Genomic DNA, 15742 nt, shown 5'->3' with positions numbered 1-15742 from the left:
CGCATTCGCATGTCCATGACCAGTACTGATCACGTCGTCGTGCCCGAGAACGCCGAGGGCGCAGCGGGCACCCCGGAGGCCGTCGAGGCCTCCACGCCCCCCGAGACCCCGCAGGCCCCCGAGGTCACCTTCGCGGACCTCGGTCTCCCCGAGGGCGTCGTGCGCAAGCTCGCGCAGAACGGCGTGACCACCCCCTTCCCGATCCAGGCCGCGACCATCCCGGACGCCCTGGCCGGCAAGGACATCCTCGGCCGGGGCCGCACCGGCTCCGGCAAGACCCTCTCCTTCGGTCTGCCGACGCTGGCGCAGCTCGCCGGCGGTCGCACCGAGAAGCACAAGCCCCGCGCCGTCATCCTCACCCCCACCCGCGAGCTGGCCATGCAGGTGGCCGACGCGCTCCAGCCGTACGGCGACGTCGTCGGCCTGCGGATGAAGGTCGTCTGCGGCGGCACCTCGATGGGCAACCAGATCTACGCCCTGGAGAAGGGCGTCGACATCCTGGTCGCCACCCCGGGCCGGCTGCGCGACATCATCAACCGCGGCGCCTGCTCCCTGGAGAACGTGCAGATCGCGGTCCTCGACGAGGCCGACCAGATGTCGGACCTGGGCTTCATGCCCGAGGTCACCGAGCTGCTCGACCAGGTCCCGGCGGGCGGTCAGCGGATGCTGTTCTCCGCCACGATGGAGAACGAGATCAAGACCCTCGTCGACCGGTACCTGAAGAACCCGGTCAGCCACGAGGTCGACGCGGCCCAGGGCGCGGTGACGACCATGTCGCACCACATCCTGGTCGTGAAGCCCAAGGACAAGGCGCCGGTCACCGCGGCCATCGCCTCCCGCAAGGGCCGCACCATCATCTTCGTCCGCACCCAGCTGGGCGCCGACCGCGTCGCCGAGCAGCTGCGGGACGCCGGCGCCAAGGCGGACGCGCTGCACGGCGGCATGACCCAGGGCGCGCGCACCCGCACGCTGGCCGACTTCAAGGACGGCTACGTCAACGTCCTCGTCGCCACCGACGTCGCCGCGCGCGGCATCCACGTCGACGGCATCGACCTGGTCCTGAACGTGGACCCGGCCGGCGACCACAAGGACTACCTGCACCGCGCCGGCCGTACGGCGCGCGCGGGTCGCACCGGCACCGTCGTGTCCCTGTCCCTGCCGCACCAGCGCCGCCAGATCTTCCGGCTGATGGAGGATGCGGGCGTCGACGCCACGCGCCACATCATCCAGGGCGGCGCGGCCTTCGACCCGGAGGTCGCCGAGATCACCGGCGCCCGGTCGATGACCGAGGTCCAGGCCGAGTCCGCGGGCAACGCGGCGCAGCAGGCCGAGCGCGAGGTCACCCAGCTCACCAAGGAACTGGAGCGGGCCCAGCGCCGCGCCACCGAGCTGCGCGAGGAGGCGGACCGCCTGGTCGCCAGGGTCGCGCGGGAGCGCGGCGAGGACCCGGAGACGGTCCTGGCCGAGGTGGCCTCCGCGACCGAGGCCCAGGCCGAGGCCGTGGTGCCGGAGCAGCCGGGCGCGCGGGACGTGGAGAAGACGGAGAGGCCGGAGCGGAGCGGCGGCAACGGCCGGGACCGTTCCTTCGACCGCCGTGACGACCGCCGCGACGACCGGAACGACCGTCGTGATGACCGTGGTGGCCGTTCGTTCGAGCGTCGTGACGACCGTGGCGGTTTCCGCCGTGACGACCGTCGTGACGACCGTGGTGGCCGTTCCTTCGAGCGTCGTGATGACCGTGGTGGCCGTTCGTTCGAGCGTCGTGACGACCGTGGCGGTTTCCGCCGTGACGACCGTCGTGACGACCGTGGTGGCCGCTCCTTCGAGCGTCGCGACGACCGTGGTGGCCGCTCCTTCGAGCGTCGCGACGACCGTGGTGGCCGTTCGTTCGACCGCCGTGACGACCGTGGCGGCTTCCGGCGCGACGACCGCCGTGACGACCGTGGTGACCGTGGCGGCTTCCGCCGTGACGACCGGAACGACCGCCGTGACGACCGTGGTGGCCGCTCCTTCGAGCGTCGCGACGACCGTGGCGGCCGCTCGTTCGACCGCCGTGACGACCGCGGCGGCCACCGCGGCAGCGACCGTCCGTTCAACCGCGACCGCCAGGGCGACCGTCCCGGCTTCCGCTCCGGCGGGCACGACCGCCCGTACGGCCGCCGCGACGACCACCGCGGTTCCTCCTTCGGTCGCCGTGACGACAAGCCGCGCTGGAAGCGCAACGGCTGACGCGACGGCTGACGCCGAGTAGTACCGAGCGCCGTGGCCCCCGTCCCTCACCGGGCGGGGGCCGCGGCGCTTTCTGCTGCCCGCTCTCCGGACTGGTTTTCGGCCACAGAGTGACGCATGTCACGTCCTCCGCAAGGGAATTGCTGGGGGCATGACAGATGACGCCAAGGCGAGCGGGCTCTCGGACGAGGAACGGCTGGCCCAGCTCGGCTACACCCAGGTTCTGGCCCGCCGCATGTCGGCGTTCTCCAACTACGCGGTCTCCTTCACCATCATCTCGGTCCTCTCCGGCTGCCTGACCCTCTACCTCTTCGGCATGAACACGGGCGGTCCCGCGGTCATCACGTGGGGCTGGGTCGCCGTCGGCCTGATGACCCTCTTCGTCGGACTGGCGATGGCCGAGATCTGCTCGGCGTACCCGACCTCGGCGGGCCTGTACTTCTGGGCGCACCGCCTGGCACCGCCCCGTACGGCCGCCGCCTGGGCCTGGTTCACGGGCTGGTTCAACGTGCTCGGCCAGGTCGCGGTCACCGCCGGCATCGACTTCGGCGCCGCGTCCTTCCTGGGCGCCTACCTGAACCTCCAGTTCGGCTTCGAGGTCACCCCCGGCCGCACCATCCTCCTCTTCGCGGCCATCCTGGTCCTCCACGGCCTGCTGAACACCTTCGGCGTCCGCATCGTCGGCCTTCTGAACAGCATCAGCGTCTGGTGGCACGTCGTCGGCGTGGCGGTCATCGTCGGCGCGCTGACCTTCGCGCCGGACCAGCACCAGTCGGCGTCCTTCGTCTTCGGCGAGTTCGTCAACAACACGGGCTGGGGCAGCGGCGTCTACGTCGTCCTCATCGGTCTCCTGATGGCCCAGTACACGTTCACGGGCTACGACGCCTCCGCCCACATGACCGAGGAGACGCACGACGCGTCGACGGCGGGCCCCAAGGGCATCGTCCGCTCCATCTGGACGTCCTGGATCGCCGGTTTCGTCCTCCTCCTCGGCTTCACCTTCGCCATCCAGTCCTACGAGGGCGCCCTGACGTCCCCGACCGGCGCGCCGCCTGCGCAGATCCTGCTCGACGCACTCGGCGCCACCGCGGGCAAGCTGCTCCTCCTCGTCGTCATCGGGGCCCAGCTGTTCTGCGGGATGGCCTCGGTGACGGCCAACAGCCGCATGATTTACGCCTTCTCGCGCGACGGCGCGCTGCCCTTCTCGCACGTCTGGCACACGGTGAACCCGCGCACCCGCACACCGGTCGCGGCCGTCTGGCTGGCCGCCCTGGGCGCACTCGCCCTGGGCCTGCCCTACCTGATCAACGTCACGGCGTACGCGGCGGTGACGTCGATCGCCGTCATCGGCCTCTACATCGCCTACGTCATCCCGACCCTGCTGCGGGTGCGCAAGGGCGCCGCCTTCGAGCGGGGGCCGTGGCACCTGGGCCGCTGGTCGCAGGCGGTGGGCGTGGTCGCCGTGACGTGGGTCTGCGTCATCACGGTCCTGTTCATGCTGCCGCAGGTCTCGCCGGTGACCTGGGAGACCTTCAACTACGCGCCGGTCGCCGTCCTGGCCGTCCTCGGCTTCGCCGCGACCTGGTGGCTGGCCTCGGCCCGCCACTGGTTCCTCAACCCGGACCACGAACGCACCCGGACCCGCACGGCGGCCCGCACGAACGCGCCGGAGCCGGTGGACCCGTAACACCGCCGCGCACGACGCGCACGACGAGCACGACGCGGCCGGGACCGGGATACCCGATCGGAGACCCGGCCGTGTCGGGCTATGCTCGGTATGGCAACATCACGCAACACCGCGCGGCACCCCCTGGGCCCTTAGCTCAATTGGCAGAGCAGTGGACTTTTAATCCATTGGTTGTGGGTTCGAGTCCCACAGGGCCTACCGGCCGGACCCCAGCTCACAGAGTCAACGAGCTGGGGTCTTTGTCATGGTCACCGTCGCCCAGCTGTAGAGTCCCTCGTCATGCGTACAACTCCCCCCGGCTCGGGCGGGGTTGGCCTCCGCCCGAGCAGGGTCACCCCGCGCCGCCTCGGCGCCGCCGCCGTGGTCTACGGCGTCTTCGTCGCGGGCTGGTACCTGGGGCAGCCGGTGATCCCCGAGTGCCACGTGGACCAGGCCGCCCTCGACCGGGCCGCCGAACGGTACGGCCCGGAACCGTCCCCCACGCCCACGCCCACAGCCGGCCCCACCGGCATCCCCCCGGACTTCTCGGTCGAGGCCGGCCGTGCCACGATGAGCATCGCGATCACCTCCTACGCCGTCGCCTGCACCAACGACACGAGCGAACGCCCACGCCTCCGGGCGTGGTTCGGGGGCGAGTGGGGGTAGACGCGATGCCCACCTGGATAACCCTCCGCCGCCTCGGCGCCGTGACCACTCTGTACGCCGTGTTCCTGGCCGGATGGTGGTTCGGCCAGCCCGTGCGGTCCGACGGCTGCCTCGAGGACCGGGCCACCGCCGGGGGCGACGTCCTTCCCGCACCGGTGGAGCCGGCCGACCCCGGTCGTTACCTCGAGAATGCGGGCCTCGACCTGGACTTCGGTCTCCTCGACTGGGCCGACGAACTGGACGGCCGCCGCGACGGCGAGTACGGCCCCAGCGAGTACGGCCACCAGGTGCGGAACGAGACCGGAACATACGTGACGTCCGGCGCGGACTACACCCTCTGCTCCTTCAAAATGCGCGCCCGCCTCGTCGCGTGGGTCAACGGCGACTTGGAGTGACCGCGGCGCCTCGGGGCCCGGCCCGTGAGCGACCGACCGGCGCGGAGGCGGGTGAGGCCGTCGCCGAGCGAGGTCGGCGCGGCCACCGGCAGCGCTCACACGCCCGCGTCCGCACCCCGAAGGCGTGTGGGTCTAAGCTCCAGGACTTCGCCCGCCGACCGGCCGACGTCCCTCATGGGCTGTGGCTCCTGGTCCCCATGGAGCTGAAGGCCCGGGACGCTGCCGCTGACCTGTCGGCGGGACGGGGCTGACGCGTTGCCGAGAGGCCGGCCCGTTGCTGCGCGACGGGCCGGCCTTCCGCAGCAGGGAGCTCAGGACAGCCGGCGTCCCAGCTTCGCCGACTGCCGGTTGTACCCCTTGGTGTCCCACCACTCCTCCAGCAGCGCACGCACCAGGTGCACGAGCTGCTGGAGGCGAACGGGGTCCGGGGCCGGCGAGTCGAGGACGTCGGTGAAGGAGCTGTCCTCCCAGGGCAGACCGACGGTCCAGCGTTCGTCCGGCCGGCCCGGCTGCTCCACCGTCAGGTCGTACGTCAGCAGAGCGTGGCCTCCCGGATGCCGCTCGACCGACAGTCCGGTGATGCCGAACCGCACACTGCCGTCACCGGTGGTGTACGGGCGGGCCAGTGCCCGCTCGGCCGGTGTCTGCGCGGTCATGCGTGCCCCTTCACGTTTCCGGCCCGTGAGCACGGGCCAGCGTGTATCTCGCGCTCAATCGGCGCTCAGCACTTGGCGGCCGTGGCGGCTGCCGCCGACTGGTTCACTTTGTACGCCGTCAGCAGGTCGTTGGTTCCGGCCGGGGTGCCGATGATCGTCCGGAACTTCTCGATGCGCGGGCAGGAGTTGGTGTAGGTGGAGTACCCGCCCCGGCCGTTGGCGCTGCCGGACCAGATGGCCGTGCTTATCTTCTTGTCCATGGTCGCGTTCCAGCCGTGGCGGGCCTTGATGTGCTTCCACCCCCACGTCTTGGTGCCGCAGCGCAGCGTGTAGAACTGCGGGCCACGGTAGTACTTGCGGACCACGTAGTTCCGGCTGTGGCTCCTGCACGTGGCGTCGATGCTGTCGACGGCGATGCCGACGGCCCGGCCGTCCGGGTCGGGCGCGGCGGACGCGGAGGTGGCCGGTACCAGCAGAGCAGAGGCGGCGACAGCGGTCACCAGTGCTGCGCCGGCAGTGTTGAAAGCGAGGCGAGGCAAGCTTTCCCCCTTGTGACGATGGCCTCCGTGGTCAGCGGAGGCACGGTTGTCGGCCCTTGGTCCAGGGCCGCGTACAGCCCAACATGATCCGTTCGGGGGGAACAAGGGAGGTTTCAAGCCGCTGTTGGCCCTTTGGCCGCAAAGCGTTGAAAGAGGTCTATTGCTTGCAGGGACCACCGACAGCTGTCGGCGCGGGCCGGGATCGGCGACGACGGATCTCGGAGGGCGGGTGATGGTCACCGATAGGATCCGGATGTGCCGGAGACCTTACAAGAGGATCATTTCGCTAAGGCGACGAAGCGCCTGCTGCTGCGCTTCACGGATGTGGAGATGGGTCCGTCCAACAAGCCGGAGATTGGGCGGGCCACCACCGGGCCAACGCCACCCCCGCAAGTTGGCGCGCTGCCGTCGCCGGAGTTCCCTCGGGGCTGTGCTTGCCCGAGGTGGACGAGCGGGCCGTGCGCGGTCTGAAGTTCGCCGAGGCACTGCCGGTCCGGCTCGCGGTGGCGACGCTCGCCGCGCGTACCGCGGACGTGCCCCATGCCGGCGAGGTCCTGGCGGAGCCGGTGCGGTTCGTCCGTCTCACGGGCACGTAGCGGTCCTCGGCCGTCCCTCCCGGTCCATCCGTCCGCCCGCCCATCGGAGCGCCAGCCATGCCCCTCCCCTACGTCCTCCTCTCCGCCGCCGTCTCCCTGGACGGCTGCCTGGACGACACCGGCCCCGAACGGCTCCTGCTCTCCTCGCCCGCCGACTTCGACCGGGTCGACGAGGTGCGGGCGTCGGTCGACGCGATCCTCGTCGGGGCCGGCACGATCCGGGCCGACAATCCGCGGCTGCTGGTGAACTCCGCCGAGCGGCGGGCCGCCCGGGTAGCGGCGGGGCGGGCGGAGTACCCCCTCAAGGTCGCCGTCAGCGCCACCGGCGAGCTGGACCCGGCGGCCCGGTTCTGGCACACGGGCGGGGAGAAGGTGCTGCTGACCACGGACGAGGGCGCCCGGCGGGCCCACGCGCTCGGGATCGCCGCCGAGGCCGTGCCGCTCGGCGCCGTGCTCGACTGGCGGACGGCGCTGGAGTACCTGCACGACCGGCGGGGGGTGGGGCGGCTCATGGTCGAGGGCGGGGGGACCGTGCACACCCAGCTGCTGCGGCAGGAGCTCGCCGACGAACTTCAGCTCGTCCTCGCGCCGCTCCTCGTGGGCGACCCGGACGCGCCCCGGCTGTTCGGGCCCGGCGGGTACCAGAGCGGGCGGCTCAGGCTGGTGGAAACGCGGCGCATCGAGGACGTCGTACTGACGCGGTACCTGCCGACGGCGCCCGGCACCGGCGACCGGGTGAGTGCCGCCGACCGGCACTGGCTGGCGCTCGCCTGCGAGCTGGCCGAGCTGTGCCCGCCGTCTCAGACGGCGTTCAGCGTGGGGGCGGTCGTGGTCGCCGCCGACGGCACGGAGCTGGCGCGGGGCCACTCGCGGGAGGGCGGGGACGCCGTGGTGCACGCGGAGGAGGCCGCGCTGGCCAAGACCGGCCCGGGCGATCCGCGGCTGGCGACGGCCACCGTGTACTCCAGCCTGGAACCGTGCGCCCGCCGCGCCTCCCGGCCGGCCCCGTGCGCCCGGCTGATCCTCGACGCGGGGGTGCGCCGGGTGGTCACGGCCTGGCGTGAGCCGGACACCTTCGTGCCGGGCGCGGACGGCAGCGGGGTGCTCGCCGCGCAGGGCGCCACCGTCGTCGTACTGCCGGAGTACGAGGGGCGGGCGAAGGCGCCGAACCGCCATCTGGAGGGGTAGGGAGATACGGATGTGCATTTCACCCCCCGGATGACGTACAGTGGAGACACAACGACGCGGGGTGGAGCAGCTCGGTAGCTCGCTGGGCTCATAACCCAGAGGTCGCAGGTTCAAATCCTGTCCCCGCTACTGAAGGCCGAGGGCCGGAATCCATGAGGATTCCGGCCCTCGGTGCGTTCACCCGGTCGGCCCTCACGACTCGCCCCCCGCCTCCACTCCCGGAAACCTGGAGGACCAGGCGGCAAGCGGCGTGGACGTGCGGGGTGGCGGGAGACGAGTGGTGCGGCCAGGTGACGTGGACGACGAGGGGGCGTACGCCAGGGCCGGCGGCCGGCTCCCCATCGATCCCGTGCCCGACCCCGGACTGGGCGCCACCGCCGAAGCGCTGCCGCCCGAGGCCGAGCCGCGCCGCAGGACCCGGTACGGGCGAGTGCTCGTACGTGCCCTGCCCGTCCTGCTGATCGTCGTCGCCGTCCTGTACGACATCTTCACCCCCCGCTACTTCACCGCGGGCCCCCTCTACACGGCCGCGCCCCTGGTCGCCGCCGCGGTGTACTCGCGGCGCGGCACGGCGCTCACCAGTGCCGCCGTGGTCGCCGCCGTCGTCGGGCTCCAGCTGAGCAAGGACGTCATCCACTACGTCGACTCCCTCACGGAGCTGATCACCATCACGACGGTGGCCGCGCTCGCCGTCCTCGTCAACGCCTTCGTCCGCCGCGCCGGCGAGCGGCTCGTCTCCGTCCGCGAGATCGCCGAGGCCGCCCAGCGGGCCGTGCTGCCCGAGCCCGCCGAGCGGATCGGCGGCTTCGAGATCGCCGCCTGCTACGAGGCGGCGCAGGCCGACGCGTTCATCGGCGGCGACCTGTACGCGGTGCAGGACAGCCCGCGCGGCATCCGGCTCATCGTCGGCGACGTGCGCGGCAAGGGCATGGGCGCGGTCGCCGCCGTCGCCGTCGTGATCGGCGCGTTCCGGGAGGCCGCCGAACAGGAGGCGACGCTGGAGGCGGTGGCCCAGCGGCTGGAACGGGCGCTGGCGCGCGAGGGCACCCGGCGCGACGGGCTGGACGCCTTCGAGGGGTTCACCACCGCCGTACTCGCCGAACTCCCGCACGGCGACGGGGTCGTCCGCGTCCTCAACCGGGGGCATCCGCCACCGCTGCTGCTCTACGCCGACGGCACCCTGCGCCTCCTGCCCGCCCGGGAGTCGGCGCTGCCGCTCGGGATGGGGGAACTGGGCGTGTGGCCCGACCGGGCGGAGGAGGCCCCGTTCCCCGGCGGGGCCACGCTGCTGCTGTACACCGACGGACTGTCGGAAGCCCGGGACGGCCGGGGCGAGTTCTACGACCCGCACGAGCGGCTGGCCGGCTGTGTGTTCCGGCACCCGGAAGACCTGCTCGGCACCCTCGCCGAGGACGTGCGCAGGCACTCCGGGGGAGGCATGGCCGACGACATGGCCCTGCTCGCCGTACGACGACCCTGATCACGGCGGGTGATGGAGTGAGCGCCCTCCGCATAACAATTGATACACCGTCAGGTGGGGTGCTTGCGGAAAGTGGTGCCGAAGGGGCGCCGAAGAGGGGTCAACTCGCCCGGATTTCACCGCTCATGAGGCCTGTGTCACCCCGGGATTTGTTAATGATCAAGCGGAACGGCTTGGAATCCGAGGCCCGCGTCTATTAACGTTCGATAACGCAGCGCGGTCGTCCCAGCCGTCACAGAAGGCGGCTCCGTGCGCACGCGCCGAATCCCGCGAGGGAACCGGGGAACCACCACTTGGGGTGAATCGGGCGTATGACGCCGTGCCAGGCACGGCGGATATACGCGCGTAGGAGACCTTCCTGCTCCGAACCCGTCAGCTAACCCGGTAGGCGAAAGGAAGGAAAGGAGTACGCCCACGTGGCGTCCAACCGGCCTGCCCCCGAGGCCCCGTTCGTGCCCAGCGGGCACGACACCGAAACCTTCGGCTACGACGTCCACCGCGCCGAAGAGGGCCCCTGGGAGGAGTGGAACCCCACCGCGGAGTCCATCCGCCCCGTGCGCGGCCGGCACCGCGTCGCCAAGCAGCGCGGCGGACTCGCCCGCAGCTCCACCGTCCTCGGCGTCGGTGTCATAGCCGCCGTCGGCGCCGGCGGCATGGCCAGCGCGCAGACCGGCAAGCCGCCCGTCTCCATCTCCATGCCGGACCTGCCGAACGTCGGCTCGATCCTCTCCGACGAGGAGCCCGAGCCCGAGGGTTCCGCCACCCCGCTCAGCGGCATCGCCGCCGCCTCCGCCGGCACGGCGGAGGAAAGCGGCGCCTCCGACGCGGGTGAGTCGCTGCGGGCGCGGATCATGGCGCAGGCCGAGCAGCAGCAGGCCCAGGTCGAGAGCAAGGCCGCCGCCGAGGCCGCGGCCGCCGCCGAGAAGAAGGCCGCGGAAGCCGCCGCCAAGGCGGCCGAGGAGGCCGAGGCCAAGGCCGCCGCCGCCAAGAAGAAGGCGGAGGAGGAAGCCGCGAAGAAGGCCGAGGCCGAGCGGCTCGCGAAGCTGGCCAAGCAGTACACGCTGCCCACCTCCTCGTACACGATCTCCTCCACCTTCGGGCAGGCGGGCCCCTACTGGTCCTCCGGCCACCACACCGGCCTCGACTTCGCCGCCCCCACGGGCACGCTGCTCAAGGCGGTGCACAGCGGCACGATCACGTCGGCCGGCTGGGACGGGTCGTACGGCTACAAGACCGTGCTCACCCTCGACGACGGCACCGAGATCTGGTACGCCCACCAGTCCTCGATCAACGTCAGCGTCGGCCAGGAGGTCACCACCGGCGACGTCATCGGCCGCGTCGGCGCCACCGGCAACGTCACCGGCGCCCACCTCCACATGGAGGTCCACACGGCCGGCGGCGGCAGCCTCGACCCGATGGCATGGCTGCAGAGCAAGGGCCTCACCCCCTGAGCCACGCCGCACACGCCGGTCGGCACTCCTGATCCCCGGCGGTCCTGACGGCGACCCCCCGACGTCAGGGCTGCCGGTTTGCGGGATCTTTGCCCCGCGGCCGGAATCCCGGGATCCGTCGGGCTCGTTGACGCAGTACATGACTTCTCTGCGCAAGCTCGGCTCCTCCGACCTGGAGGTCTTCCCCCTCGCCCTCGGCGGCAACGTCTTCGGCTGGACCGCCGACCAGGACACCTCCTTCGCCGTCCTCGACGCCTACACCGCGGCGGGCGGCAACTTCATCGACACCGCCGACTCCTACTCCGCGTGGGTCGACGGCAACAGCGGCGGCGAGTCCGAGACCGTCCTCGGCAAGTGGCTCGCGGCCCGCGGCAACCGTGACGACGTCGTCCTCGCCACCAAGGTCAGCCAGCACCCCGAATACCCCGGACTGAGCGCCGCGAACATCAAGGCGGCCGCCGACGCCTCGCTGCGCCGCCTGGGCACCGACCACATCGACCTCTACTACACCCACTTCGACAAGCCCGAGGTGCCGGTCGAGGAGATCATCGGCGCGCTCGACGCACTGGTGCGGGCGGGCAAGGTCCGGCACATCGCCGCCTCCAACATCTCCGCCGAGCGGCTCGCCGCTTCCCTGGACTTCTCCGACCGCGAGGGCCTCGCCCGGTACGTGGCGCTCCAGCCCCACTACAACCTGGTCTCCCGCGACACCTACGAGGGCGGACTGCGCGACCTCGCCGAGCGGGCCGGGCTGGCCGCCGTGCCCTACTACGCCCTGGCGTCCGGCTTCCTCACCGGCAAGTACCGGCCCGGCGCGACCGTCGACAGCCCGCGCGCGGGCGGCGCCGCCCAGCACCTGGAGAGCGAGCGCGGGCAGCGGGTTCTCGCGGTCCTGGACGAGATCGCCGAGACCCGCTCCGCCCCCGTCGCCACGGTCGCCCTGGCCTGGCTGGCCGCGCAGCCGACAGTGGCCGCGCCGATCGCGTCCGCGCGCACGGTGGAGCAGCTGCCGGCGCTGCTGGGGGTGGCGGAGCTGACCCTGACGGAGGACGAGACCGGGCGGCTGACGGAGGCGTCGGCCTGAGGCGGGCTACGGCCGGTGGGGGTGGGGCCGGGGGTACGGCGCGTACGCGTACGGGCCGTACCGGGGCCGGGCCGGCACGGGGTACGGGGCCGGCGCGAAGGCCGGAGCCCAGGGGCCCGCGTAGTACGTGGCGTAACCGATCGGGGCGACGGGCGGCGGAGCCGTGGCGCGGGCCGCGTGGTCCAGCGCCGGACGCGCCACCTCGCGGCGTTGCCACAGGGCGCCCAGCAGTTCCCGTTCCCGTGCGGCGAAGCCTGCGCCCGCGCGGCCCTCTCGCCCCCGCTGCCGCAGGAACGCCAGCGAGGTCGCGTACGCCTCGTACTGCGCCACCGCCCGCGCGGCCTCCTTCCCGGCGTGCCGGCGGGCGTACTGCCGGGCGAGGCGGCGGGCGTGCATCGAGCCGAGCGCGTACGGCTCCGCCGGGGCCAGCCAGCCGGCCATGACGTAGGCGGGCAGCTCGGTGCGCACGGTGCGCAGTTCGCGCTGCCGGGTCCAGATCACCAGCCATGTCAGCAGGCCGAAGCAGGGCACCATGAACGCCCCGTACACGGCGAAGAAGCCGTACTCGCCGAACGCGGCCGACCCGTTCCACAGCGCGTGCATGCCCATCGCGAGCAGCAGGCCGGCCGGCGGGAGCAGGGCGCGGCGCAGGCGGTGCCGGCCGGTGGAGAGGGCGGCGATGCCGAAGCCGATGCCGGTGAGCACGGTGAACAGCGGGTGGGCGAAGGGCGACATCACGACGCGGACGAAGAAGGTCGCGGCGGTGACGGAGGCGAAGCCGCTGTCGCCGGTGAGCTGGTCGGTGCCGAAGGCGTTGCCCAGGTAGAGGATGTTCTCGGTGAAGGCGAAGCCGGTGGCGGTGACGCCGGCGACGACCACGCCGTCGACGATGCCGGTGAAGTGGCGCCTGCGGAAGAGGAAGACCAGGAGAACGGCGGCGGCCTTGGCGGACTCCTCGACGACGGGCGCTATGACCGTGGCGCCCAGGGTGTCGGCCCCGGCCGGATCGGCGGTGGCCGTGGCGATCCATCTCGTCGCGAAACTGTTGGCGATGATCGCTATCAGGGCGGCGGCGCAGGCGCCCCAGGCGAAGCAGAACAGCAGGTTCTGCCAGGGGCCGGGCTCGACCCGGTCCAGCCAGCGGAACGCGGCGACGAGCAGCGGCACGGGCAGCACCGCGAGGCCGAGTCCGACCAGGAAGCCCTGGGTGCCGGTCTGTTCGCGCACCAGGGCCAGGATCACCAGGCCGGATATCGCCAGCAACGTGGCCACTGCCCCGTAACGCACCCAGGCGCGCTGCCACCAGTGCGGACGCGGCGGATTCGTCGGATACGGGGGACAGGTGGCCACGGCATGGACCCTAACCGGTGGGGGCTGCTCCGGGTGCTGGTCGCGGGCGGTACGCGTGCTACCCGGTGTGCTGTACGCGGCGGAAGAGCAAGTCGTTCACCACATGACCCTTGTCCAGTCCCTGGCCCTCGAAACGGGTCAGCGGGCGGTGGGCGGGACGCGGCGCGTATCCGCCGCCGGGCGCGGTGTTCTCGAAGTCGGGGTGGGCGGTGAGCACGTCGAGCATCTGCTCGGCGTACGGCTCCCAGTCGGTGGCGCAGTGCAGGACTGCCCCCGGTGCGAGCCGGGTCGCGGCCAGCGTCAGGAACTCCGGCTGGATCAGGCGGCGCTTGTGGTGCCGCTTCTTGGGCCAGGGGTCGGGGAAGTAGACGCGCAGTCCGGAGAGCGAGTCGGGGGCGAGCATCTCGCGCAGGAGGATGATCGCGTCGCCGTTGCCCACCCGGATGTTGGACAGGTCGTTCCGCTCCGCGAGGCCCAGCAGGTTGCCCTGGCCGGGGGTGTGGACGTCCACGGCGAGGATGTCGGTACCCGGGTCGGCGGCCGCCATCTGCGCGGTGGCCTCGCCCATGCCGAAGCCGATCTCCAGGACGACGGGGTGGTCGTTGCCGAACAGCTCACCGAGGTCGATGACCCGCTGCCCGTCGATGTCCAGCCCCCACAGCGGCCACAGCCGCTGCAGCGCGTCCGCCTGCCCGGCGGTCACCCTGCTCCGGCGGGGCTGGAAACTCCGGATCCGCCGCTCGAAGTGCGACCCGGCCGGGTCGGCCTTCGGCCCGTCGGGGAACCGGGGCTCACCCTTGGCCCGGGTGTGCCGGACGGAGTCGCCGGGATGCGGTGCGGCTGGCTGGGGGGCGTCGGAGGCGCTGCGGAAATCAGACACAGTGCCTTCGATTTTACGGCCGCACGCGTCCTGGCCGGGCGGCCCGGGGGCGGTGCCCTCCGCGCGCCCGCCCCCGAGCCTGCCACGCCTTGGCCTTAGCGGCCCCGGCTCGGGCGTGCCCCCCTGCCCCCTACCGGGGCCTGTGGGGCCGGCGTACTTCTTCGGCCTGTGGGTTGCTTCGGCTCGGGTGTCCCCGGCCGGAGGCCCCGTCAAGGGTGCCAGTCGTGCCGGGCCCCGCGTGCCGCCCCCGGCAGGCCCGGCGTCACCCCGTCAGGTGGACCCCAGCATGGCCAGGGCCCGTCGGCCCACCTCGCGGCCGATCGGGAGGGAGGCCGTCGCCGCGGGGGACGGGGCGTTGAGGACGTGTACCGCGTGGGCGCCCTCTTGGATCAGGAAGTCGTCCACCAGCGTCCCGTCCGCCAGCACCGCCTGTGCCCGCACTCCCGCGGGCGCCGCCACCAGGTCGTCCTCCGTCACCGCGGGCAGCAGCCTGCGCACGGCCGTGGTGAACGCCGCCTTGGACAGCGACCGCCGCAGCTCGCCCGCCCCGTACCTCCAGTGCCGCCGGGCTATCCGCCACGAGCCCGGCCAGGCCAGTGTCCCGCCCAGCTCGCGGGGCCGCACCACGCCCCAGCCGTACCCCTCCCGGGCGAGGGCCGGCACCGCGTTGGGCCCGACGTGCACACCGCCGTCGATCCCCCGGGTCAGATGCACCCCGAGGAACGGGAACGCCGGGTCCGGCACCGGATACACCAGGCCCCGCACCAGCTCGGGGCGCGCCAGCTCGTAGTACTCGCCCCGGAAGGGCACGATCCGCATGCCGGGGTCGTCGCCGGTCAGGCGGGCGAGCTCGTCGCAGTGCAGTCCCGCGCAGTTGACCATGACGCGGGCGCGGAGCACGTCTCCGGAGCGGGTGCGGACGGCGATTCCGCGGCCGGGGCGGCGGTCGACCTGCTGGACCTGCGCTCCGTAGCGGATCTCCGCGCCGGAGGCGTGCGCCAGCTGCCGGGCCACGGCCACGTAGTCGCAGACGCCGGTCGTGCCGACGTGTATGGCGGCCAGGCCCGTGACCTCCGGCTCGTACTCCGGGATCTGGGCGGCGCCCAGCTCGCGCACCGGTATGCCGTTCTCCCGGGCGCGCTGTACCAGGGCGTGCAGGCGGGGCAGCTCGGCGCGGTCGGTGGCGACGATCAGCTTGCCGGTGACGGCGTGCGGGATGCCGTACTCCGCGCAGAACTTCACCATCTCCGCCCCGCCCCGCACCGCGAAGCGCGCCTTCAGCGAGCCCGGGCGGTAGTAGACGCCGCTGTGGATGACGCCGCTGTTGCGCCCCGTCTGGTGCCGGGCCGGTCCCGGCTCCTTCTCCAGCACCGTCACCCGCGTGCCCGGCGCCGCGCGCGTGATCGCGTACGCCGTCGACAGGCCGACGATCCCGCCGCCGATCACCAGCACGTCGCAGTCGTGCCCGGTCACGGTCCGTACTTGTGCCATCTCCCGGCCCACCTCCCGGTTCCGATAGTGCACTGCGCCACTGACAATGCCTTCAAACCCGGGAGGCGGCG

At 72.4% G+C, this 15742-nt stretch carries 14 protein-coding genes, 2 tRNA genes and 1 riboswitch; of the genes, 11 read left to right on the top strand and 5 right to left on the bottom strand.

Annotated elements, in window-relative coordinates; translation table 11 throughout:
• The first annotated feature begins 9 nt into the window (after positions 1-9).
• The 5 genes from AMK11_RS11075 to AMK11_RS38455 all read left to right on the top strand — a co-directional run bounded on the left by AMK11_RS11075 (position 10) and on the right by AMK11_RS38455 (position 4956).
• Complete coding sequence (locus tag AMK11_RS11075; protein WP_073725825.1) at positions 10-2229, top strand: DEAD/DEAH box helicase; 2220 nt, start codon at positions 10-12, stop codon at positions 2227-2229.
• A 151-nt stretch (positions 2230-2380) separates the two neighbouring features.
• Complete coding sequence (locus tag AMK11_RS11070) at positions 2381-3916, top strand: amino acid permease (RefSeq protein ID WP_073725823.1); 1536 nt, start codon at positions 2381-2383, stop codon at positions 3914-3916.
• Positions 3917-4041: 125 nt separating this feature from the next.
• Positions 4042-4114 (top strand) — tRNA-Lys (locus AMK11_RS11065).
• A gap of 81 nt (positions 4115-4195) precedes the next feature.
• Positions 4196-4561: a hypothetical protein gene (locus AMK11_RS11060; protein WP_073725821.1), complete on the top strand. Its 366-nt coding sequence runs from the start codon at positions 4196-4198 to the stop codon at positions 4559-4561.
• Positions 4562-4566: 5 nt separating this feature from the next.
• Positions 4567-4956, top strand: a complete 390-nt coding sequence (locus tag AMK11_RS38455) for a hypothetical protein (RefSeq protein ID WP_241846946.1) — start codon at positions 4567-4569, stop codon at positions 4954-4956.
• 311 nt (positions 4957-5267) lie between these two features.
• Here AMK11_RS38455 and AMK11_RS11050 read toward each other — a convergent pair whose 3' ends face one another.
• Positions 5268-5612, bottom strand: coding sequence for a hypothetical protein (locus tag AMK11_RS11050; RefSeq protein ID WP_073725819.1), 345 nt, complete (start codon positions 5610-5612; stop codon positions 5268-5270).
• 65 nt (positions 5613-5677) lie between these two features.
• Positions 5678-6151, bottom strand: a complete 474-nt coding sequence (locus AMK11_RS38450; protein ID WP_241846945.1) for a hypothetical protein — start codon at positions 6149-6151, stop codon at positions 5678-5680.
• 434 nt (positions 6152-6585) lie between these two features.
• On the opposite strand from AMK11_RS38450, the gene AMK11_RS37925 reads away from it, so the two are divergent.
• The 6 genes from AMK11_RS37925 (at position 6586) to AMK11_RS11020 (ending at position 11950) form a co-directional block, all read left to right on the top strand.
• Entirely contained in the window at positions 6586-6747 is a 162-nt protein-coding gene (locus AMK11_RS37925) for a hypothetical protein (protein ID WP_158070971.1), read from the top strand.
• Positions 6748-6804: 57 nt separating this feature from the next.
• Positions 6805-7935: a dihydrofolate reductase family protein gene (locus AMK11_RS11040; RefSeq protein ID WP_073725817.1), complete on the top strand. Its 1131-nt coding sequence runs from the start codon at positions 6805-6807 to the stop codon at positions 7933-7935.
• A gap of 55 nt (positions 7936-7990) precedes the next feature.
• Positions 7991-8064 (top strand) — tRNA-Met (locus tag AMK11_RS11035).
• Positions 8065-8215: 151 nt separating this feature from the next.
• The gene (locus AMK11_RS11030) at positions 8216-9415 is read left to right on the top strand and encodes a PP2C family protein-serine/threonine phosphatase (RefSeq protein WP_073726779.1); all 1200 of its coding nucleotides are present in this window, start codon (positions 8216-8218) and stop codon (positions 9413-9415) included.
• 248 nt (positions 9416-9663) lie between these two features.
• Positions 9664-9821: riboswitch (cyclic di-AMP (ydaO/yuaA leader) on the top strand.
• A 10-nt stretch (positions 9822-9831) separates the two neighbouring features.
• Positions 9832-10866 (top strand): M23 family metallopeptidase, encoded by a 1035-nt coding sequence (locus AMK11_RS11025; RefSeq protein ID WP_073725815.1) that lies wholly within the window; start codon positions 9832-9834, stop codon positions 10864-10866.
• Between the two features lie 139 nt (positions 10867-11005).
• Entirely contained in the window at positions 11006-11950 is a 945-nt protein-coding gene (locus AMK11_RS11020) for an aldo/keto reductase (protein ID WP_073725813.1), read from the top strand.
• Positions 11951-11956: 6 nt separating this feature from the next.
• Here AMK11_RS11020 and AMK11_RS11015 read toward each other — a convergent pair whose 3' ends face one another.
• The 3 genes from AMK11_RS11015 to lhgO form a co-directional block, all read right to left on the bottom strand.
• Positions 11957-13300 carry a PrsW family intramembrane metalloprotease gene (locus AMK11_RS11015; protein WP_073725811.1) on the bottom strand — a complete coding sequence of 448 codons (1344 nt, stop codon included), beginning with the start codon at positions 13298-13300 and terminating at the stop codon, positions 11957-11959.
• Between the two features lie 58 nt (positions 13301-13358).
• Positions 13359-14180 (bottom strand): tRNA (guanosine(46)-N7)-methyltransferase TrmB, encoded by an 822-nt coding sequence (trmB, locus tag AMK11_RS11010; RefSeq protein WP_073725809.1) that lies wholly within the window; start codon positions 14178-14180, stop codon positions 13359-13361.
• Between the two features lie 270 nt (positions 14181-14450).
• On the bottom strand, positions 14451-15671 hold the full coding sequence (gene lhgO / locus AMK11_RS11005) for an L-2-hydroxyglutarate oxidase (RefSeq protein WP_073725807.1): 1221 nt from the start codon (positions 15669-15671) through the stop codon (positions 14451-14453).
• Positions 15672-15742: the final 71 nt, after the last annotated feature.

Source organism: Streptomyces sp. CB02414, from assembly GCF_001905385.1.
Taxonomy (GTDB): domain Bacteria; phylum Actinomycetota; class Actinomycetes; order Streptomycetales; family Streptomycetaceae; genus Streptomyces.
Note: the sequence above shows the minus strand (reverse complement) of the source record. Positions and strands in the feature narration are given on the sequence as shown.

Excerpts from the sequence above, each read along its gene's own strand:
- AMK11_RS11075 (WP_073725825.1), top strand. The coding sequence starts at position 10 with ATGTCCATGACCAGTACTGATCACGTCGTCGTGCCCGAGAACGCCGAG.
- AMK11_RS11070 (WP_073725823.1), top strand. The coding sequence starts at position 2,381 with ATGACAGATGACGCCAAGGCGAGCGGGCTCTCGGACGAGGAACGGCTG.
- AMK11_RS11060 (WP_073725821.1), top strand. The coding sequence starts at position 4,196 with ATGCGTACAACTCCCCCCGGCTCGGGCGGGGTTGGCCTCCGCCCGAGC.
- AMK11_RS38455 (WP_241846946.1), top strand. The coding sequence starts at position 4,567 with ATGCCCACCTGGATAACCCTCCGCCGCCTCGGCGCCGTGACCACTCTG.
- AMK11_RS11050 (WP_073725819.1), bottom strand. The coding sequence starts at position 5,612 with ATGACCGCGCAGACACCGGCCGAGCGGGCACTGGCCCGCCCGTACACC.
- AMK11_RS11040 (WP_073725817.1), top strand. The coding sequence starts at position 6,805 with ATGCCCCTCCCCTACGTCCTCCTCTCCGCCGCCGTCTCCCTGGACGGC.
- AMK11_RS11020 (WP_073725813.1), top strand. The coding sequence starts at position 11,006 with ATGACTTCTCTGCGCAAGCTCGGCTCCTCCGACCTGGAGGTCTTCCCC.
- lhgO (WP_073725807.1), bottom strand. The coding sequence starts at position 15,671 with ATGGCACAAGTACGGACCGTGACCGGGCACGACTGCGACGTGCTGGTG.